Below are 19,193 nucleotides of genomic sequence, written 5' to 3' on the forward strand. Positions count from 1 at the left end.
CCGATGACAACTGCCCCATCCCCCGCACAGGCGCCCGCCGAGCCCACGAGCGCTCTCGACCGCTTCTTCGAAATCAGCAAGCGAGGATCCACGGTCGGCACCGAGATCCGCGGTGGCCTGGTCACTTTCGTCACGATGGCGTACATCGTGATCCTCAACCCGATCATCCTGTCGGGCAAGCCCGACGTGGCCGGCGACGTGCTCGCCTTCAACGCCGTCGGAGCAGCGACCGCCCTGACCGCCGGCGTCATGACGATCCTGTTCGGCGTCGTCACCCGCCTGCCGTTCGCCTTCGCTGCCGGCCTGGGCATCAACGCGTTCGTCGCGTTCTCGGTCGTCGGCCAGGTCACCTGGCCCGAGGCGATGGCGCTCGTGATGATCAACGGCGTCATCATCGTGCTGCTCGCCGCGACCGGATTGCGGAAGGCGATCTTCGACGCGGTGCCGTTCCAGCTCAAGATCGCGATCACGGTCGGCATCGGCCTGTTCATCGCCTTCATCGGCTTCGTCAACTCCGGCTTCGTCACTGCGACGGGCACGTCCTCGCCGCCCGTGGGCCTCGGCGTGAACGGCTCGGTCGCGACCGTTCCGAGCCTGCTGTTCGTGGTCACCCTGCTGCTCACCGGCATCCTCGTGGCACTGCGCATCAAGGGCGGCATGCTGATCGGCCTCGTCGGCGGCACCGTGCTCGCCGTGATCGTCGAGGCGATCTGGCACATCGGCGCTCGCGGCTTCGATGACGAGGGCAATGTCGTGAACCCTGGCGGCTGGGGTCTGACGGTCCCCGCCCTCAACGGCTCACCGGTCAGCGTGCCCGATCTCAGCCTGGTCGGAGCGGTCGACTTCACGTTCGACTTCGGCAAGGTCGGCATCGTGGCCGTGGTCATGATCGTCTTCACCCTGCTGTTCACGAACTTCTTCGACGCAATGGGCACCATGACGGGCCTCGCGAAGGAAGCGAACCTCGCCGACGACAACGGCGACTTCCCCCGCATCAAGTCGGCCCTGATCGTCGAGGGCGTCGGTGCGATCGCCGGCGGCGCGACCTCGTCCTCCTCGAGCACGGTGTTCATCGAATCCGGTTCCGGCATCGGCGAAGGCGCGCGCACCGGTTTCGCGAACGTCGTCACCGGTGTCCTGTTCCTGCTCGCCATGTTCCTGACGCCGCTGACGTCGATCGTCCCGACCGAGATCGCGGCGGCCGCCCTGATCATCGTCGGTGCGATGATGATGGCGCAGATCCGGTTCATCGACTTCGCGGACTTCCGGGTGCTGCTGCCGGTGTTCCTCACGGTCTCGGTGATGCCGCTGACGTACTCGATCGCGAACGGCATCGGCGCAGGCTTCGTGAGCTGGGTCGTCATCCACGCGTTCTCCGGCAAGGCCAAGAGCATCAGCCCGCTGTTGTGGGTGGTCGGCGTCGGGTTCCTGATCTTCTTCGCCCGTGGACCGATCGAGGCGCTCTTCGGCGTCGGCATCTGACACCAGGGGGTCTCCCAGAGCCCCGTAGCGCGCGCGGCGGGGCTCTGGTAGACCGGAGGCACCTCCACAGCAGAAGGTGAATCGATGCCCGAACCCGACGCGGCCGCCGGCGCCCGCTATGTCACCGATGGCGGACTCGAGACCGACCTGGTCTTCCACCACGGCGTCGATCTGCCCGATTTCGCCGCGTTCGTCCTGCTCGACGACGACCACGGCCGTGCTCTCCTCCGCGAGTACTACCGCGGCTTCGGCGAGGTCGCCCGCGCGCACGGCGCCAGCCTGAGGCTCGAATCGGCCACCTGGCGGGCGAGCGCGGACTGGGGTGAGCGCCTGGGATATGACGCGGAAGCGCTCCACCGCGCCAACGCCGCGGCGGTGGACCTGCTCCACGACGTCGCAGCGGACTTCCGCGATCTGCCCGAGGTCCGGCTCGTGGGGGTGATCGGCCCCCGCGGCGACGGCTACCTGCCGGGTTCGTGGGACCCCCGCACCGGAGCCGATGACGCACTCGTCTACCATCGCGCGCAGGTGCAGGCGCTCAGCGACGCCGGCGTGCACGTCATCGCGGCGTACACGCTCACCGATCCCGCCGAGGCCATCGGCATCGTCCGCGCCGCACGCGAAGCCGGGATGCCGGTCGAGATCTCCTTCACCGTGGAGACCGACGGCGCTCTCGCCTCGGGACGCACGCTGGCGGAGACGATCGACCTCGTCGACGCAGCCGCCCCGCCGGACGGCTATCTGCTGAACTGCGCGCATCCGAAGCACCTCGACCGCGCGATCGATCCGACGGTCACCGCGAGGATCATCGGCATCCGCCCGAACGCATCTCGTCTCTCGCACGCCGAACTCGACGAGTCCGCGCAGCTCGACGACGGCGATCCCGACGAGCTCGCCGCCCGCACGGTCGACCTGCTGCAGCGGATGCCGGCCGTGCGCGTGATCGGCGGATGCTGCGGCACCGACGTCCGCCATATCGCGGAGATGTGGCGTCAGCTCAGCGCACAGGAATCGCGCTGAGCCGACGTTCTTCCGGCGCCGACGCCAGATCTCAGGCGAAGGCGGCGGCGAACTCGGCGGAGGGTTCGATCGGCTCGATCACGTCGATGAGCACGCCGCCCGGCGCCTCGACGATGAAGTGCCGCTGGCCGAACGCCTCGTCCCGCAGGGTGAGTCGTTCGGGCAGGTCGCGCGCCCCCACCAGCCGGGCATGCTCGGCTGCGGCATCGGCGACCTCGACGTTGAGCAGCAGGCCCCGCACCGGCTCGCGGAAACCGGCAGGGATGGTCTCGTGGTGTCGATCGAGGATGGCGAGCTCGCCGCCGTCGAATCGCAGGCTCACGTACCAGTCCGCCTCGAAGGTCGTCTCGAAGCCGAGCTCCTGGCGATAGAACGCCGCGGCTTCCGCGACGTCGTCGACCATCAGCACCGGGTAGAAGCTCGTGATGTCCATGCGATTCCCCTTTACATACTTTGTGTTTGTATCTTTGCTCTAGAATACATACACACCGCACGTAAAGGAACCCCATGCCCCGAGCATCCGCCTCCGATGCCGCCGCGACCGCCCGCCGGATCCTCGGCGTCGCCGGTGCCCATTTCGCCGAGCACGGGTACGCCGCGGCATCCGTCGACGACATCGCGGGTGCGGCCGGTGTGACGCGTGGAGCCGTGTACCACCACTACTCGTCGAAGCCGCTCCTCTTCGCCGCGGTGGCCGCCGCGCAGCAGGAGCTCGTCGCCGATGCCATCATGAGCGCGACGGCCGACAGCACCCCGGATGCGGCGCTCCGTGACGGCAGCCATGCGTTCCTCGACGCGATCACGCACGGCGCGGCGGCGCGCGTCCTGCTCGTCGACGGACCGGCCGTGCTCAGCTGGGAGGACTGGCGGCGGTTCGACGCCGAAGGCGCGGCGGTGACGCTGCACGAGGGTCTCGCCGAAGCCGGCGTCGCTCCGGCGCTGCGGGATGCGCTGGCGGCGGCACTCTCGGGAGCCATGAACGAGCTCGCGCTCTGGCTCTCGGAGCGTCCGACGGATGCCGACGCTCGCGCCCAGGCGCACGACGCGCTCGACCAGCTGCTGGATGCTGTGGTTCCGCGGAGGTCCTGACCGCGACGCCGGGCCCCACTTCTGCGGCCACGTCTACCTTTTGCGGCCTCACCGCTGCGAAATGGCCGCAGAAGGTGCGATTGGCCGCAGAGGTTCCGCCACTCAGGTATGAAAGAAGGCCCCAGAGTGGAGTCCGGGGCCTTCAGATCAAGCGTAGCTCAGATCAGAGCGACTCGACAATCGCACGCATCAGGTCAGCGGTCTCGGACGGCGTCTTGCCGACCTTGACGCCGGCGGCCTCGAGGGCCTCCTTCTTGGCCTGAGCGGTACCGGCCGAGCCGGAGACGATGGCGCCGGCGTGGCCCATGGTCTTGCCCTCGGGAGCGGTGAAGCCCGCGACGTAGCCGACGACCGGCTTGGTGACGTTGGCCTTGATGTAGTCGGCCGCACGCTCTTCGGCGTCGCCGCCGATCTCGCCGATCATCACGATGGCCTTGGTCTCGGGATCGGCCTCGAACGCGGCGAGCGCGTCGATGTGCGTGGTGCCGATGACCGGGTCGCCGCCGATGCCGATCGCGGTCGAGAAGCCGAGGTCGCGCAGCTCGAACATCATCTGGTAGGTCAGGGTGCCCGACTTCGACACGAGGCCGATCGGTCCCTTGCCGGTGATGTTCGCCGGAGTGATGCCGACGAGCGCCTCGCCCGGGGTGATGATGCCGGGGCAGTTCGGCCCGATGATGCGGGTCTTGTTGCCCTTGCTCTGCGTGTACGCCCACGCCTCGGCCGAGTCGCCGACGGGCACGCCCTCGGTGATGACGACGAGCAGCGGGATCTCGGCGTCGATGGCCTCGATCATCGCGTCCTTCGTGAAGGCGCCGGGGACGAAGGCGATCGACACGTCGGCGCCCGTCTCCTTCATGGCCTCGGCCACGGAGGCGAAGACGGGGAGCTCGACGGCGTTGCCGTCCTTGTCGGTGTGCGCGACCGTGGTGCCGGCCTTGCGGGCGTTCACGCCGCCGACGACCTGGGTGCCGGCCTTCAGCATGAGTGCCGTGTGCTTGGTGCCCTCGCCGCCGGTGATGCCCTGGACGATGACCTTGGAGTCCTTGTTGAGGTAGATCGACATTCTTCTAGTCCTTCAGTCTCAGGCGTTGGCGAGCTCGGCGGCCTTGTCGGCGCCCTCGTCCATGGTGGCGGCCAGGGTGACGAGCGGGTGCGCGTACTCGGCGAGGATCGCGCGACCCTCGTCGACGCGGTTTCCGTCGAGACGCACGACGAGCGGCTTGGATGCCGTGGCGCCCAGCGTCTCGAGCGCGCCCTTGATGCCGTTGGCCACGGCGTCGCATGCCGTGATGCCACCGAAGACGTTGACGAACACGCTCTTGACCTGCGGGTCGCCGAGGATGACGTCGAGACCTGCGGCCATGACCTCAGCCGAGGCGCCACCGCCGATGTCGAGGAAGTTGGCCGGCTTGACGCCGTTGTGGTTCTCACCGGCGTAGGCGACCACGTCGAGCGTCGACATGACGAGTCCTGCGCCGTTGCCGATGATGCCGACCTCGCCGTCGAGCTTCACGTAGTTGAGGCCGGATGCCTTGGCCTTGGCCTCGAGCGGGTCGGCCGCGTCCTTGTCTTCGAGCGCTTCGTGCTCGGGGTGACGGATCTCGGAGGCGTTGTCGTCGAGCGTGACCTTGCCGTCGAGCGCGATGATGTCGCCCTCTTCGGTGCGGACCAGCGGGTTGACCTCGACCAGCGTCGCGTCCTCGCCCTTGTAGACGTCGAAGAGCTTCACGAAGACGTCGGAGACCTTCTCGACGAGGTCTTCGGGGAAGTTCGCGGCGCGCGCGATCTCGACGGCCTTCTCCTTGTCGATGCCCGTGAGCGGGTTGACCTCGACGCGCGCGAGCGCCTCGGGACGCTCCACCGCGAGCTCTTCGATCTCCATGCCGCCCTCGACCGAGCAGAGGCTCAGGTAGGAGCGGTTGGCGCGGTCGAGCAACACGGAGAAGTAGAACTCCTCTGCGATGCGCGCACCCTGCGCGACCATGACGCGCTTGACGACGTGGCCCTTGATGTCGAGGCCGAGGATGGCCTTCGCTGCTTCGTACGCCTCGTCGGGCGTCTTGGCGACCTTGACGCCGCCCGCCTTTCCACGGCCGCCGGTCTTCACCTGAGCCTTGACGACGACCACTCCGCCGATCTTCTCGGCTGCCGCCCTCACCTCTTCAGGGGTGTCCGCGACGATGCCGGCGAGGACCGGCACTCCGTACTTCTCGAAAACGTCTCGTGCCTGGTACTCGTACAGATCCACTGTGGTTCCTTCACTGGGCTGCTGTCTGGTAATTCTCTCGATGTCGAGACATCGACCAGTCCCCCAGCCTACTACCTCGGCCTGGGTCGACCCTGCGACAGGTCAGCCCGTATACCGGCGTAAACATCCACGTGACGGAAGAGCAACTCCGTCATACGGATTTTCCGCTTGACCCCGTCCGACGACCCGGCTATGTTCGGGTCAGGCCTAGGCGGGTTACGACAGTGAACCATCTACCGGGCAACCCAGGCGGTGTCGCCAGGGAGGCGACCCGGTCACCACTCCTCGTCGCGAGCCCAGCGCATCGCCCTGATCGGGCGCCGACCCACGGCGCCCCGGTGAGGAAGGTGCCCGATGCTCGACCGCATCCAGGACTATCGCGAATGCCTCGGCGACCCCGACCGCTGGGCGATCGCCACGATCATCGAGGTCTCCGGCTCGGTGCCGCGACCGGCCGGCACGTCGATGGCGGTGCGCGGCGACGGACGCACGATCGGCTCGGTCTCCGGCGGGTGCGTCGAGGGTGCCGTGGTGGATGCCGCACTCACGGCCCTGGAATGCGGAGTGACCGCGGTGCACTCGTTCGGCTACGCCGACGACGACGGCCTCGAGATCGGACTGATGTGCGGCGGCGATGTGCGGGTGCTCGTGCAGCCGCTCCGCACGTTCGCCGACGACACGCTCGCGCAGCTCGCGGACGAGGGCGGCGGCGACGGCAGGCTCCGGCTGGTCCGCGACGTCCCGCTCGACGACGACAGCGGGCTCCCCCCGGATGCCGTCGTCACAGCGTTCGCGGTCGGCGCGACCACCGCTGACATCTCCGCAGCCGTCGGCGCGGCATCCGCTCGTCTCGACGCGGCACTCCTCTCCGGCGGCACCCGGGTGATCGAGATCACCGACGGCACCGGACCGGAATGCCGCGTCGTCCGTCGTCTGCTCGTCGAGTCGAGCGTGCGCCCTGCCCGCGTCCTCATATACGGCGCCAACGACTTCTCGGCCGCGCTCGCGCAGGCCGCTGCCGCGCTCGGGCGGCACGTGACGGTCTGCGATGCCCGTCCGGTGTTCGCCACGCACGCCCGGCATCCCGGCGCACACGAAGTGGTGCGCATGCATCCGGTCGTGCACTTCGAGGCCGAGCTCGCGGAGGGTCGCATCGACGCCCGCACCGCCGTGATCCTGCTCACGCACGACCCACGGTTCGATCTGCCCGTCCTCGATCGCGCGCTGAGGCTCGACCTGTCGTACGTCGGCGCGATGGGATCGCGCGTGACCCATGAGAAACGCGCGCAGGAGCTGCGCGCCGGCGGCCTCGGCGACGGCGAACTCGGCCGGCTGCACTCCCCGATCGGTCTCGATCTCGGCGCCCGGACTCCGGAGGAGGTGGCCGTGTCGATCCTCGCCGAACTCATCCTGACCGAGAGCAGGTCACGCGGCCCAGCCGTGCCCGATCGACGCACCCGCGCGGTTCCGAGCCGCCTGCGCGACACCGCGGGCGACGTGCACGACGACAGCCGCGTGTGCATGCCCGAGCCCTCCCTGCTCGCCGACCGGGAGGTGCCGGCATGGACATGACGAGCGTCGACGAGGTGCTCCTGTGCGCCGACCCGTCGGCCTGGCGTCGGGGCGATTCGTGGCTCGCCGGCGGCACGGTGCTGTACTCCTACGGCACCGACGTCACCCGGGGCGCGCCGACCCGGCTGCTCGACATCACCGGCGCCGGGTGGGAGCCCCTGAGCTGGACGACCGATCCCGATGGCTCCCCCGCTCTCGAGATCGCCGCCACCTGCCGGGTCAGCGACCTGTACGCACTTCCCGATGCCGACGACCTGCCGGTGCCGCGTGCCGCCCTGCCCGGCCTCGATCTGATCCGGCCGGCGTGCGACGCGTTCGTGGCGTCGTGGAAGATCTGGAACGTCTCGACGGTCGGCGGCAACGTCGCCACGGCGCTGCCGGCCGGTCCGATGATCTCGCTGCTCGCCGGGTGGGACGCGATCGCATTGATCCTGCGTCGCGACGGGCGGCGACGTCGTGTCCGGGTCTCGGCGCTCGTGACCGGCGCCACGCGCACCGGCCTCGAAGACGGGGAGCTGATCCGCAGCTTCCACGTGCCGGGCCTCTCGTTGCGGCAGATTCCGGCGTTCCGCCGCATCTCCCTCACCGAGCGCGGGCGTTCGGCGGCCCTGCTGATCGGACGACGCACGTCGGATCAGTCGGTGCGGCTGACCGTGACGGCATCCACGTTCCATCCGATCGTGCTGGATCTCGGCGCGGAACCGGAAGCGGATGCCGGAACGGTGCACGCCGACGCGGAATCGTGGCGACGGGCGATCGACGAAGCCACGGCCCGACGCGGCTGGTACGACGACATCCACGGTGCGCCGTCCTGGCGTCGCCTGATGACGCATCGACTGGGAGACGAGATCCTCGCCGAGCTGCTGCCCGGCGTCGCGACCGGCGTCGATGCGGCGCTCGGGCGGACGACCGGCGACCTGCACATCGAACGGAGGGCATCATGAGTGCCGACCTCATCCGCGCCCGCGTGGACGGACGAGACGTCACGGTCTCGCCCGAGCCCGGCCAGTGCCTGCGCACCTGGCTGCGCGATCAGGGCGCGTACGGCGTGAAGAAGGGCTGCGACGGCGGCGACTGCGGGGCGTGCACGGTGATCGTCGACGGCGCGCCCGTGCACAGCTGCGTGTACCCGGCGCATCGTGCGGCCGGGCGCGACATCGTCACGGTGCAGGGACTCGGCACGCCGGAGGCGCCGCACCCCGTGCAGGAGCGGTTCCGTCGCGCGGCCGGCTTCCAGTGCGGGTTCTGCACGGCGGGGATGGTCTGCACGGTCGCCGGCATGCCGGAGGGCGCAGCCGACGACCTCGATCGCACCCTCAAGGGCAACATCTGCCGATGCACGGGCTACCGCAGCATCGAGGACGCAGTGCACGGGCGCACGAACATCGACGACCGCGCGGGAGGTGTCGGCAGTGCCACGGGCGCGCCGGCCGCCCTGGGCGTGGTGACCGGAACCGTCCGCTACACGATGGACGTCGACCCGGCAGAGCTCCCCGCTCCCCTGCTCCACGCCGTCGTCGTGCGCAGCCCGCATGCGCACGCGCGCGTCATCTCGGTCGACCCGTCCCGCGCGCTCGCGATGCCGGGCGTGGTGCGCGTTCTCACGCGTGAGGATGCTCCGACCACCCTCTTCTCGACGGCGCAGCACGAGATCGACGCCGACGACCCCGCCGATACCGCGGTGTTCGACGAGTATGTGCGGTTCGTCGGACAGCGCGTCGCGCTCGTGGTCGCCGAATCGCAGCGGATCGCCGAGCGCGCCGCGCGGCTGGTCGACGTCGACTACGAGGTGCTCCCGGCGAACATCGATCCCGAGCGCGCCGACCACCCGGACGTGCTCGCCCTGCACGGGCACGCGTCGACGGCAGGCCGGCGGGACCCGGCGAGGGCGGAGGCGCTGCGCGCGGCATCCGAGGTCGCACGCTCCGAGAGCAACATCGTCATGGAGATGCACTCCGAGATCGGCGACCTGGAGACTGCCCTGGCATCGTCGGATGCCGTCGAGGAGCGCACCTTCCACACCCACCGCGTCTCGCACACGGCGCTCGAGACGCACGGATCGATCGCCTGGCGCGATGACGACGGCCGGTACGTGGTGCGCAGCAGCACACAGGTGCCGTTCCTCGCGCGGCGCACGCTCGCCCGGATCTTCGGACTCGCACGGGACCGGGTCCGTGTCTACGCGCCCCGGGTCGGCGGCGGGTTCGGCGGCAAGCAGGAGGTGCTCACCGAAGACCTCGCCCTGCTCGGGACCATCGCGACCGGCCGCCCGGTGCGGGTGGAGTTCAGCCGTCAGGAGGTGCTGACGGCCACCACGGTGCGGCATCCGTTCCGCATCCGCGTGCGCATGGGCGCGACCGCCGACGGCCGGATCACGGGCATCGGCGTGGACGTGCGCTCGAACACCGGTGCCTATGGGAACCACGGCCCCGGAGTGATGTTCCACGGCGTCGGGGAATCCATCGCCGTGTATCGCGCCGAGGCGAAGAAGATCGACGCCGACGTCGTGTACACGAACACGATCCCGTCCGGGGCGTTCCGCGGCTACGGCCTCAGCCAGATGATCTTCGCGATCGAGTCGACCGTCGACGAGCTGGCCACGCGCCTCGGGATCGACCCGCTCGAGTTCCGCCGACGCAACATCATCGGCGCGCAGGATGCTCTCATCGCGGCGCACGAGGAACCGGATCTGCTGATCGGCAGCTACGGACTCGATCAATGCGTGACGGCCGTGCGCGACGGCCTCGCCCGCGATCGCGAAGCCGACGCCTCCTCGATCAGCGCCGCCGACGGCTGGCGGGTCGGCGAGGGATCGGCGATCGCCATGATCGCGACGGTTCCCCCGCGCGGCCACCATGCCGATGCCACCCTCCGACTCGACCCCGACGGGCTGCTCGCCCTCGATGTGGGCACCGCCGAGTTCGGCAACGGCACCTCGACCGTGCACCAGCAGCTCGTCGCGACGGTGTTCCAGACCACGACACGGCGCGTGCGGCTGCGGCAGTCCGACTCCGACCTGGTGCCGCACGACACCGGCGCGTTCGGATCCACCGGCACGGTCGTCGCTGGGCGGGCGACCCACGCCGCCGCGGTGGAGCTGGCCGACATGCTGCGTCAGCGGGCGGCAGCGCTGCTCGGCGTCGCCGCAGACGAGTGCATCCTCATCGACGACAGGGTCGTGCACGGCGGCCGGTCCGTGCCGTTGCACGAGATCGCCGCACAGGCACGCGAGGCCGGCGACGTGCTCGAGGCGAAAGGGCACTGGGGAGGCACCCCGCGCTCGGTGGCCTTCAACGTGCAGGGATTCCGCGTGGCCGTCAACGAGGGCACGGGCGAGCTGCGGATCCTGCGATCGCTGCACGCGGCCGACGCCGGGGTCGTGGTCAACCCCGAGCAGTGCCGCGGTCAGATCGAAGGCGGCATCGCCCAGGCGATCGGCGCGGCGCTGCACGAGATCGTGCGGGTCGACGACGACGGCAGGGTCACCTCGAACATCCTGCGGCAGTACCACGTGCCCACCTTCGCTGACGTGCCCCGGTCGGAGATCTCGTTCGCGCAGACCTCCGACGCCACCGGACCGCTGGGCGCGAAGTCCATGAGCGAATCCCCGTTCAACCCGGTGGCACCCGCGCTCGCATCCGCGATCCGGAACGCGATCGGCGTGCGCATGACGCGGACGCCCTTCACCCGCGACAGCATCCATGCCGCGATCCTCGAACGCGATGCGCGTCGCCGCGAGGGGATGGAGCCGTGAGCGGCGAGCGGCGCCACGCGATCGTGCTCGCCGCAGGGCGCGGCATCAGACTCGGTCGCGGCCCCAAGGGCGCACTGCCCTGGAACGGCGAGGTGCTCGCGACCCGCGCCGCGCGCAGCGCCACAGAGGCCGGCTGCACTGTCACCGTCGGCGTGCGCCCGGAGGATGCGGTCTCGCAGAACTGGTTGCGCGCACGCTGTCCGACGGCGCGGATCGTCCGCGTGCACGATGCCGATCTCGGACTGTCGGCCTCGCTGCGCGCCGCCGTGCTGCCCGTCACCCTGTCTCCGGTCGACGCGGTGATCGTGATGCTCGTCGATCAGCCGGGGGTCGACGCCGCCGTCATCCGACGTCTGTTCGACGCGCGCCGCGCCGGTCGGATCGCGCGCGCGACCTGGAACGGAGTGCCGGGCAACCCGGTCGTCTTCGGTGTCGATCACCTGCTCAGCGCCGCCGCCTTCTCGCGCGGCGACGCCGGGGCACGAGACTGGATCCGCACGAACACCCACCTCGTCGACGACATCGAATGCGGAATGCTCGCTCGAGGCGACGATATCGACGTGCCTCAGGATCTGCGCACCTGGCTCGACGCCGCGCGATCCGCTCCCGGGCCCCCGCTGTGAGGTTCTAGGCTCTGTCTATGCACGAATCCGCAGCACCGCGCGCCGCCGTCGTCGCCGCAGCCCTCGAGCTCTTCCAGGATCAGGGGTTCGAACAGACCTCCGTGGAGCAGATCGCCAAGGCCGCCGGGGTCTCGCGATCGACCTTCTTCCGGCAGTTCGGCGGCAAGGAGGATGTGGTGTTCGCCGACCACGAGGTGCTCCTGGGGCAGCTCAGGGAGTTCCTCGCCGAGGGCCATGAGGATCCCTGGGTGGCCGTGTGCGCGGCATCCGAATCCGTCTTCGCGCACTTCGCGCACGATCCCGATCTCGCGCGCCGGCGGTACCAGATCGTGCGGCAGGTGCCGGTGCTGCGCGAGCGCGAGATCATCACGGTGTTCCGGTACGAGCGGCTGTTCGACGACTACCTGCGCGGCGCACTCCCCGGAGTCGATCCGCTGGATGCCGTCGGCTTCGCCGCCCTCGTGACGGCCGTGCACAACCACGTGCTGCGTCAGCTGCTCCGCGGCAAGAAGAAGGTGCCGCTCTCGACGCTGCAGACCGCGCTGGCGGATGTGCGCCGTCGCTACGGCGTGGGCAAGGATGCCGCTGCCGGAGCGCCCGACGACGTCGTGGTGGCCGTGTTCCCCCGGTCGATGCCGATCGCCGAGGTGACACGCCGGTTGAAGACCGAACTCGACTGACATCCATGGGTCGTGGGACCGAGTATCGAGGAGTACGATACTTGGTGCCACAAAGGAGTCCCCATGAGCACCGAAGCCTCCCCCTTCCCCGGCGAGCGCGTCTCGTCGTATGACATCACCGGGCGCCAGGACAGCGACTACTACGCCGTCTTCGCCGACATCCCCGCCGCCGACCGCGAGGCCTGGGATCGCGCGAAGGCCTACATCGACGAGGTCGCCCCGCAGATGGCGGATGCCTGGGACCGCGCCGAGTACCCCCTCGACGCCGCTCGGCGGATGGGCGAGATGGACCTCGTCGTGGATGGGATCGAGCATCCCTCGCTGACCCGCCTCTCGCCGCTGGCCGCGGGACTCGTGAACATGGAGATCTCCCGCGGCGACGGATCGCTCGGCACGATCCTCGCGGTGCAGGGCGGACTGGCGCTGCGCACCCTCGCGCTCTTCGGCTCGCCCGCGCAGCAGGAGAAGTGGCTCACCGCCCTCGCCGACGGCTCGGTTCTCGGCTCCTTCGCCCTCACCGAGCCGGACCACGGTTCGGACTCGGTCTCGCTCGAGACCGTCGCCCGCCGCGACGGCGACGGCTGGGTGATCCGCGGCGCGAAGAAGTGGATCGGCAACGGCGCCTCCGGAGGCATCACCTTCGTCTGGGCCCGCGTCGACGATGAGTCCGCCGACGAACATGGCGCCGTGCGCTGCTTCCTCGTGGAGCAGGACACCCCCGGCTATACGGGGACCGTCATCCGCGGCAAGGCCTCGCTGCGCGCGATCCATCAGGCCCACATCCGGCTCGACGACGTGCGCGTGCCGCTCGACGCGGTGCTCCCGGGAGCGAAGAGCTTCCGCGACGCGTCGACCGTGCTCTACGCGACCCGGTCGGGTGTCGCCTGGTCGGCGCTGGGGCACGCGACCGCCTGCTACGAGGCGTCGCTGGCGTATGCGAAGGAGCGCGTGCAGTTCGGTAAGCCGCTGGCCAAGTTCCAGATGGTGCAGGAGCGCCTCACCCACATGCTCGAGGACCTCACCGCCATGCAGCTGTACTGCCGGCGGATGGCCGACCTCGAGACGGCCGGTCAGCTGCGACCGACCCAGGCCTCACTCGCGAAGTTCCACAACACGCGAGCCGCGCGCCGCGTCGCCTCGATCGCCCGCGATCTGCTCGGCGGCAACGGCATCCTGCTCGAGAACGGCGTGATGCAGCACATGGCCGACATCGAGGCCATCCACACCTACGAGGGCACCGAGAGCGTGCAGGCCCTCCTGCTCGGACGCGACATCACCGGGATGAGCGCGTTCGCCTGATCAGTCGCAGCCACAGGCCCCGGCAGCCGTGCGCACCATGAAGCACACGTCGCAGGTGCCGTAGTCGCGCTCGGCGACGGGCGTCGGCGGACGCTCACCGCGGGGCGCGGAGACGCGCGGCGTCGTCGCACGCTTCACCTTCGGCTGGGCGATCGGCATGAACTCCGTCGGGTGGTTGACGAAGAAGTACGGCGGACGCCCCTCGCTCGGCTGCAGGCGCAGCGGGGCCGCGCCGATGACGAGACGCTCGTCCTCGCTGAAGCCGTTCGTGTAGGTGCGGCCGATGTGCAGCGATGCGCCCTCGCCGCGGCGGATCGCCTCGATGTAGCGACCGCGATCGATGTACGAGCTGATTCCGATGGCGTCGACGATGGCCGTGATGAACGCGTAGTTCGAGATGTCGATGCGGTGCGCGCGCAGCGCCTCGTTGAGGGAACGGTATGGACGGGACGTGCCTGCGGGCGTGGGCCCCTGTACTTCTTTCATCCTCTCCAGGATCGCACGTCTGGCGGCCCTCTTCGACCGCTTCTGTCTCGACCGCGTGCAAGACTGGCGTCATGGCACGGGCGACGATCATCGGCTCAGGTCCGAACGGACTCGCTGCCGCCGTCGCGCTCGCACGCGCCGGCTACGACGTGCGGGTGCTCGAAGCGTCCGACACCATCGGCGGCGGGGTGCGGACGCAGGAGTCCACTCTCCCCGGCTTCCTTCACGATGTGTGCTCCGCCGTGCACCCCGCGGCCGTCTCCTCGCCGTTCTTCCAAGCCTTCGGACTCGGCGAGCGCGTCGAGTGGATCCGCCCCGAGATCTCGTACGCGCATCCGCTCGACGGAGGGCGCGCCGCCATCGCCTGGCGCGACATCGACCGCACCGCGGCCGACCTGGGTGTCGACGCGCAGGCGTGGCTGTCCCGCGTACGGCCGCTCAGCACGCACATCGAGGGTCTCGTCGACTTCACCAACAATCAGCTGCTCCGCGTGCCGCGCGACCCGGTCACCGCTATGCGCTACGCGATCCGGATGCTGGACCAGGGGACTCCCCTCGCGGAGCGGGCCTTCCTCACGGATGCGGCCGCCGCCCTGATGTCGGGTGTCGTCGCGCATGCGAACTCCCCGCAGCCGACGCTCGCGGGCGGCGCAGCCGGGTTGCTCCTCGCCGCGCTCGCGCACGCCGGCGGCTGGCCGTACCCCCGCGGGGGCACGCAGCGGATCGCCGACGCGCTGGTCGGCGACATCGAGGCCCACCGCGGCACGGTCGAAGCCGGAGTCCACGTCACCGATCTGCGCACCCTCGACTGGGGAGACCCGGCACGCGGCGACCTGCTGCTGCTCAACACCTCGCCCCGCCTGGCCCTCACCCACCCCGATGTCCCGCCGGGGTATGCGCGGGCGATCGAGAGCTATCGCTACGGCGCCGCCGCGGCGAAGGTCGACTTCGCCCTCGACGGCCCGATCCCCTGGACCAATCCGCTCGTGCGACAATCGTCGACCGTGCACCTCGGCGGCACCCGCGCCGAGATCTGGGCGAGCGAGAACGCCGTCGCGGCCGGCCGGGTCAGCGACCGGCCGTACGTGCTCGCGGTGCAGCCGTCGGTGTTCGACGACTCCCGGGCACCCGCGGGCAAGGCAGTGCTCTGGGCGTACATCCACGTGCCGAACGGTTCGGACCTCGACCCGACCGAACTCATCACCGCGCAGGTCGAGCGCTTCGCGCCGGGCTTCCGCGAGCTGATCCTCGCGCATCACGCCGTGCCGGCATCCTCGCGCGAGGCGATCAACCCCGCCGAGATCGGCGGAGACATCTCGGGTGGCGTGTTCGACATCCGTCAGGCTCTGCGCAGGCCCGTCCTGTCGCCGACGCCGTGGCGCACGCCGATGCGCGGTGTGTACCTCGCGTCCGCGTCGACACCGCCCGGGCCCGCGGTCAACGGCATGGCCGGCTGGCATGCGGCCCGCACCGCACTCAGGGATGCCGGCACCCCGGCATCCCTCGACGACCTCTTCGGCTGAGCCGGCACGCTGACCCGCCCCTTCCGCCGCACGACGCCCGCGGCCAGGATGGGACCATGCGCTACGACATCCCCGCCCCGATGCTCGCGAAGGCCGCAGCCTCCGTGCCCGACCCGGCGAAGACGCCCGGGGGCCTGCTCTACGAGCCGAAATGGGACGGCTTCCGCGGCCTCATCGCCTGGGACGGCGAGACGGTCGAGATCGGCTCGCGCGGGGCGAAGCCGCTGACCCGCTACTTCCCCGAGCTCGTCGAGGCGATCCCGCAGCTGCTGCCCGGTCCGTGCCTGCTCGACGGGGAGATCGTCGTCGCCACCGGCCCCGAGGGCGCGCAGCGCCTGGACTGGGAGGCGCTCAGTCAGCGCATCCATCCGGCGGCCTCGCGCGTTGCGAAGCTCGCCGCCGAGACACCCGCGATGTTCATCGCGTTCGACCTGCTCGCCTCCGGTGACGACGACCTGCTCGACCAGTCGTTCGAGACGCGTCGGGCGCGGCTCGAGACCGTCATGGAGGGCGTCGAGCATCCCCTCCACATCACCCGCACCACGCGCGACCGCGACGCCGCCGTGCGCTGGCTCGCGGAGTTCGAAGGAGCGGGGCTCGACGGCGTCGTCGCCAAGCCGCTCGATCAGCCGTATGCTCCGGGCAAGCGCACGCTCATCAAGATCAAGCACGCCCGCACCGCAGACGTCGTCGCCCTCGGTTATCGCATCCACAAGTCCGGCTCGGGTGTCGGCTCGCTCCTCGTGGGCCTCTACGACGAAGACGGCACGCTCCGTCAGGTCGGCGGGGTCGCGGCGTGGAGCGACGTGCGACGACAGGAGCTCGTCGAAGAACTCGCACCCCTCGTCGAGCGCGACGAGAGCGGCGATGCCGTCACCGGAGAGAGCGAACGATCGCGATTCAGCGCCTCGAAGGACGTCTCTTTCGTCCGGCTGCGCCCGGAGCGTGTGCTCGAGGTGCGCTACGACCAGCTCGAAGGCGCCCGGTTCCGTCACACGGTGCAGTTCGACCGCTGGCGCCCCGACCGCGACGCCCGCTCCTGCACCTACGATCAGCTCGACACGGTCGCCGGCTACGACCTCGCCGACGTCCTGCACTGAGGCGGGTCAGTCGCCTGTGGGGTTCCCGTCGGCATCCCAGTTCCCGGCGACCTTCTTGCTCGGCTGCACGCGGGGCGGCTCACCGGGCATCTTGGGGAACTCCGGCGGGAACGACAGCTCGCCGAGGCCCTTCTCCTTGTCGCGCTCCCACCACTCGAGCAGCGTGTCGATGCGACCCGGCGACTTCTGCATCTCGGCCCACGGATCGCCGATGTCCGCGAGGCGCTGGGGGATGCTGCGCACGGTGAACACCGTCGGATCGAGCCCGTCCAGCTCATCCCACAGCACCGGCGTCGACACCGTCGCGCCGGGAAGGGCACGCGGACTGTAGGCGCCTGCCATGGTGCGGTCCCTGTTGGCCTGGTTGAAGTCGACGAAGATCCGCTCCCCGCGCTCCTCCTTCCACCAGTTCATGGTCACCTGCTCCGGCATCCGGCGCTCCAGCTCCCGCCCGGCCGCGATCACCGCGTGCCGCACGTCGAGGAACTCGTGGGTCGGCTCGATGGGCGCGAAGATGTGCAGCCCCCGGTTGCCGCTGGTCTTCGCGAACGCCTCGAGGCCCGCTTCCCTCAGCACTTCGCGGAGCGTGTGCGCGGCGGTCACGGCATCCGCGAAGTCCGTGCCCGGTTGCGGGTCGAGATCGATGCGCAGCTCGACCGGGTTGTCGGGGTCGGTCGCGAGCGACGCCCAGGGGTGGAACACGATCGTGTTCATCTGCACGGACCACACGATCGCGCTGGTCCTGTTGAGGACGATCTGCGGATGCTGACGCCCGCTGTTGTACGTCATCATCTCGGCATCGACGAAGTCGGGAGTGCCCTTCGGCGGGTTCTTCGAGAAGAACCCCTCCTTCCGCGGCTTCCCCGCCGCTTCGATGCCGTCGCGGAAGCGTTCGAGAGAGACGGCCCTGTTGCCGTTCGCGGAGAGGAACGGCGTCGAGACGAGCTGCACGTACTCGGCGAGCTCCGCCTTGGTGATGCCGAGGTCCGGCCACACCACACGGTTCGGGCTGGAGAGCACGACCTCGCGCTCTCCATCGGAATCGGCGACGGTCAGGGTCACACGTTCGGAGGCCATGCTCCGACCCTAGAGCGCCGACCGATCCCGCGGAAGCCTGCGCTCAGTCGCCGAGATCGACGGCGAGCACGAGGACCGGCGCGAGGGCGTCTCGCTCGACGACGATCGATGGACCGGCGGAGTCGACGATCACACCCGCCATCTCCTCATGGCTCGAGAGCACCTTCGCGAGCTGCTCCGGTTCGAACGGGAGCGGCCTGTCGCCCCGGCCGAGCGCGATGACCTCGAGCGGATGGGAGAAGAGCTGCAGGAAGCGTCGGCCATCGGCCGTCTGCGCCTCGGCGATGCCGGCCTGTCCGGTGCCGCCGCCGTCGTTCACGGCCACCCACATCTTCTTCTTGGCGAGAGCCTCGCCGACCTTGACGGTCGAGTCCTGCTCGCGGGGCGCCGCGAGGAGAGACTTCACGGTCATGTCGACGTCGGCCTGGTCGAGCGTCTTCTGCAGCAGTTCGGTCGGGAAGACGACCCGGTGCGGCGCCGACGCGTTGTCGACGATGAGACCCGCGAAGTCACCGGAGACGACCTGCTGCAGCACCGAGGTGACGGGCTGCGCGACCGCGGAGGTGGCGGTCGGATCCTCTTCGAGCTTCACCGAGTCGCGGACGGCGGCGGCGGAGCTGAACGCGAGCATGAACTGACGCTCGGCATCGCGGACGACGGCGACCGCCAACGGCGTACCCTCGCTGATCTGGGTGCGGGCGTCACCGATCACCCGGATGTACAGGTGCCCCTGCAGGGCCTGGCGCATCACTCCGAGCAGCTGGTCGTTCGTGGCACCCGCCTCGACCTCTTTGAGCGCCTCGCGCAGCAGCACGTTGTCCTTCATGCCCGCGATGGTCTCGGTCTGCTCGGGCGGCAGCATCGGGGCCAGCGGGAGCCTCCGGTCTGTCGCGATGGCGGCCTGCGGGGCAGGCGACGGCGGCGTGGGAAGACCGGATGGCGTGACCGGACGATCTGCGGATGCTGCGCCGTCAGGTTGCGGTTCGGTGGCGGGCAGCGCGACCTCGGGTCCGGCTGCGGCGCCGACACCCCGGAAGGCCTGCACGGAGATGCCGATGGACGGAGCCTCGACGACCGGCTCAGCCGGCGCGGTCTCGGCGGGCGCCGTCTCGGCGTCGGCCGCGGCCGTGCTGCTCGAGTCGACGTCAGGGACGTCAGCTGCGGGGGCGACGGCGTCGTCGCTGGACTTCTTGCGGCGGGAGAAGAGGGCCATATGAGCCAGCCTAACCCGCTCGCG

General features: G+C 69.9%; 17 protein-coding genes. 11 read left to right on the top strand and 6 right to left on the bottom strand.

All coding sequences use genetic code 11. From position 1 onward, the window contains the following. The first annotated feature begins 3 nt into the window (after positions 1-3). Both LC452_RS14335 and LC452_RS14340 read left to right on the top strand, forming a co-directional pair. The gene (locus LC452_RS14335; protein ID WP_223626460.1) at positions 4-1,482 is read left to right on the top strand and encodes an NCS2 family permease; all 1,479 of its coding nucleotides are present in this window, start codon (positions 4-6) and stop codon (positions 1,480-1,482) included. A gap of 84 nt (positions 1,483-1,566) precedes the next feature. Next, positions 1,567-2,502 carry a homocysteine S-methyltransferase family protein gene (locus tag LC452_RS14340; RefSeq protein ID WP_223626461.1) on the top strand — a complete coding sequence of 312 codons (936 nt, stop codon included), beginning with the start codon at positions 1,567-1,569 and terminating at the stop codon, positions 2,500-2,502. A gap of 31 nt (positions 2,503-2,533) precedes the next feature. Here LC452_RS14340 and LC452_RS14345 read toward each other — a convergent pair whose 3' ends face one another. Beyond that, a complete protein-coding gene (locus LC452_RS14345; RefSeq protein WP_223626463.1) occupies positions 2,534-2,935 on the bottom strand; it encodes a VOC family protein in 402 nt (133 codons plus the stop codon). Positions 2,936-3,009: 74 nt separating this feature from the next. Between LC452_RS14345 and LC452_RS14350 the strand changes: the two genes are divergently transcribed. Continuing rightward, a complete protein-coding gene (locus LC452_RS14350) occupies positions 3,010-3,591 on the top strand; it encodes a TetR/AcrR family transcriptional regulator (RefSeq protein WP_223626465.1) in 582 nt (193 codons plus the stop codon). Between the two features lie 163 nt (positions 3,592-3,754). Here LC452_RS14350 and sucD read toward each other — a convergent pair whose 3' ends face one another. Together sucD and sucC are read right to left on the bottom strand one after the other, a co-directional pair. After that, positions 3,755-4,657, bottom strand: coding sequence for a succinate--CoA ligase subunit alpha (gene sucD, locus LC452_RS14355; RefSeq protein ID WP_223626467.1), 903 nt, complete (start codon positions 4,655-4,657; stop codon positions 3,755-3,757). 18 nt (positions 4,658-4,675) lie between these two features. Continuing rightward, entirely contained in the window at positions 4,676-5,842 is a 1,167-nt protein-coding gene (gene sucC / locus LC452_RS14360; protein WP_045252498.1) for an ADP-forming succinate--CoA ligase subunit beta, read from the bottom strand. 354 nt (positions 5,843-6,196) lie between these two features. Here sucC and LC452_RS14365 point away from each other — a divergent pair, with 354 nt between their 5' ends. From LC452_RS14365 to LC452_RS14390, 6 genes are all read left to right on the top strand, one after another. Beyond that, positions 6,197-7,414: an XdhC family protein gene (locus LC452_RS14365; protein WP_223626469.1), complete on the top strand. Its 1,218-nt coding sequence runs from the start codon at positions 6,197-6,199 to the stop codon at positions 7,412-7,414. Beyond that, positions 7,405-8,358 (top strand): FAD binding domain-containing protein, encoded by a 954-nt coding sequence (locus LC452_RS14370; protein WP_223626471.1) that lies wholly within the window; start codon positions 7,405-7,407, stop codon positions 8,356-8,358. Before LC452_RS14365 ends, LC452_RS14370 begins: the two co-directional genes overlap by 10 nt. Beyond that, the gene (locus LC452_RS14375) at positions 8,355-11,168 is read left to right on the top strand and encodes a molybdopterin-dependent oxidoreductase (RefSeq protein ID WP_223626473.1); all 2,814 of its coding nucleotides are present in this window, start codon (positions 8,355-8,357) and stop codon (positions 11,166-11,168) included. Before LC452_RS14370 ends, LC452_RS14375 begins: the two co-directional genes overlap by 4 nt. Next, the gene (locus LC452_RS14380) at positions 11,165-11,791 is read left to right on the top strand and encodes an NTP transferase domain-containing protein (RefSeq protein ID WP_223626475.1); all 627 of its coding nucleotides are present in this window, start codon (positions 11,165-11,167) and stop codon (positions 11,789-11,791) included. The genes LC452_RS14375 and LC452_RS14380 overlap by 4 nt, the downstream gene beginning before the upstream one ends. Before the next feature lie 17 nt (positions 11,792-11,808). Further along, a complete protein-coding gene (locus tag LC452_RS14385; RefSeq protein ID WP_223626476.1) occupies positions 11,809-12,471 on the top strand; it encodes a TetR/AcrR family transcriptional regulator in 663 nt (220 codons plus the stop codon). Between the two features lie 63 nt (positions 12,472-12,534). Continuing rightward, positions 12,535-13,770 carry an acyl-CoA dehydrogenase family protein gene (locus LC452_RS14390; RefSeq protein WP_223626478.1) on the top strand — a complete coding sequence of 412 codons (1,236 nt, stop codon included), beginning with the start codon at positions 12,535-12,537 and terminating at the stop codon, positions 13,768-13,770. Here LC452_RS14390 and LC452_RS14395 read toward each other — a convergent pair whose 3' ends face one another. After that, the gene (locus tag LC452_RS14395) at positions 13,771-14,256 is read right to left on the bottom strand and encodes a hypothetical protein (protein ID WP_223626480.1); all 486 of its coding nucleotides are present in this window, start codon (positions 14,254-14,256) and stop codon (positions 13,771-13,773) included. A 71-nt stretch (positions 14,257-14,327) separates the two neighbouring features. Between LC452_RS14395 and LC452_RS14400 the strand changes: the two genes are divergently transcribed. Next, on the top strand, positions 14,328-15,779 hold the full coding sequence (locus LC452_RS14400) for an NAD(P)/FAD-dependent oxidoreductase (protein WP_223626482.1): 1,452 nt from the start codon (positions 14,328-14,330) through the stop codon (positions 15,777-15,779). Between the two features lie 56 nt (positions 15,780-15,835). Continuing rightward, the gene (locus LC452_RS14405) at positions 15,836-16,879 is read left to right on the top strand and encodes an ATP-dependent DNA ligase (protein ID WP_223626484.1); all 1,044 of its coding nucleotides are present in this window, start codon (positions 15,836-15,838) and stop codon (positions 16,877-16,879) included. 6 nt (positions 16,880-16,885) lie between these two features. Here LC452_RS14405 and ligD read toward each other — a convergent pair whose 3' ends face one another. Beyond that, positions 16,886-17,956 (bottom strand): non-homologous end-joining DNA ligase, encoded by a 1,071-nt coding sequence (gene ligD, locus LC452_RS14410; protein ID WP_223626486.1) that lies wholly within the window; start codon positions 17,954-17,956, stop codon positions 16,886-16,888. Positions 17,957-17,999: 43 nt separating this feature from the next. After that, a complete protein-coding gene (locus LC452_RS14415; protein ID WP_223626487.1) occupies positions 18,000-19,169 on the bottom strand; it encodes an SseB family protein in 1,170 nt (389 codons plus the stop codon). Between the last annotated feature and the right edge of the window lie 24 nt (positions 19,170-19,193).

Origin of the sequence: Microbacterium sp. EST19A (assembly GCF_019969685.1) — a bacterium.
In the GTDB taxonomy this organism is placed as follows: Bacteria; Actinomycetota; Actinomycetes; order Actinomycetales; family Microbacteriaceae; genus Microbacterium.

Bases quoted from the DNA above. Each gene is read 5' to 3' on its own strand.
- LC452_RS14335 (WP_223626460.1), top strand. From the start codon at position 4: ATGACAACTGCCCCATCCCCCGCACAGGCGCCCGCCGAGCCCACGAGC.
- LC452_RS14340 (WP_223626461.1), top strand. From the start codon at position 1,567: ATGCCCGAACCCGACGCGGCCGCCGGCGCCCGCTATGTCACCGATGGC.
- LC452_RS14345 (WP_223626463.1), bottom strand. From the start codon at position 2,935: ATGGACATCACGAGCTTCTACCCGGTGCTGATGGTCGACGACGTCGCG.
- LC452_RS14350 (WP_223626465.1), top strand. From the start codon at position 3,010: ATGCCCCGAGCATCCGCCTCCGATGCCGCCGCGACCGCCCGCCGGATC.
- sucD (WP_223626467.1), bottom strand. From the start codon at position 4,657: ATGTCGATCTACCTCAACAAGGACTCCAAGGTCATCGTCCAGGGCATC.
- LC452_RS14365 (WP_223626469.1), top strand. From the start codon at position 6,197: ATGCTCGACCGCATCCAGGACTATCGCGAATGCCTCGGCGACCCCGAC.
- LC452_RS14370 (WP_223626471.1), top strand. From the start codon at position 7,405: ATGGACATGACGAGCGTCGACGAGGTGCTCCTGTGCGCCGACCCGTCG.
- LC452_RS14375 (WP_223626473.1), top strand. From the start codon at position 8,355: ATGAGTGCCGACCTCATCCGCGCCCGCGTGGACGGACGAGACGTCACG.
- LC452_RS14385 (WP_223626476.1), top strand. From the start codon at position 11,809: ATGCACGAATCCGCAGCACCGCGCGCCGCCGTCGTCGCCGCAGCCCTC.
- LC452_RS14390 (WP_223626478.1), top strand. From the start codon at position 12,535: ATGAGCACCGAAGCCTCCCCCTTCCCCGGCGAGCGCGTCTCGTCGTAT.
- LC452_RS14395 (WP_223626480.1), bottom strand. From the start codon at position 14,256: ATGAAAGAAGTACAGGGGCCCACGCCCGCAGGCACGTCCCGTCCATAC.
- LC452_RS14400 (WP_223626482.1), top strand. From the start codon at position 14,328: ATGGCACGGGCGACGATCATCGGCTCAGGTCCGAACGGACTCGCTGCC.
- LC452_RS14405 (WP_223626484.1), top strand. From the start codon at position 15,836: ATGCGCTACGACATCCCCGCCCCGATGCTCGCGAAGGCCGCAGCCTCC.
- ligD (WP_223626486.1), bottom strand. From the start codon at position 17,956: ATGGCCTCCGAACGTGTGACCCTGACCGTCGCCGATTCCGATGGAGAG.
- LC452_RS14415 (WP_223626487.1), bottom strand. From the start codon at position 19,169: ATGGCCCTCTTCTCCCGCCGCAAGAAGTCCAGCGACGACGCCGTCGCC.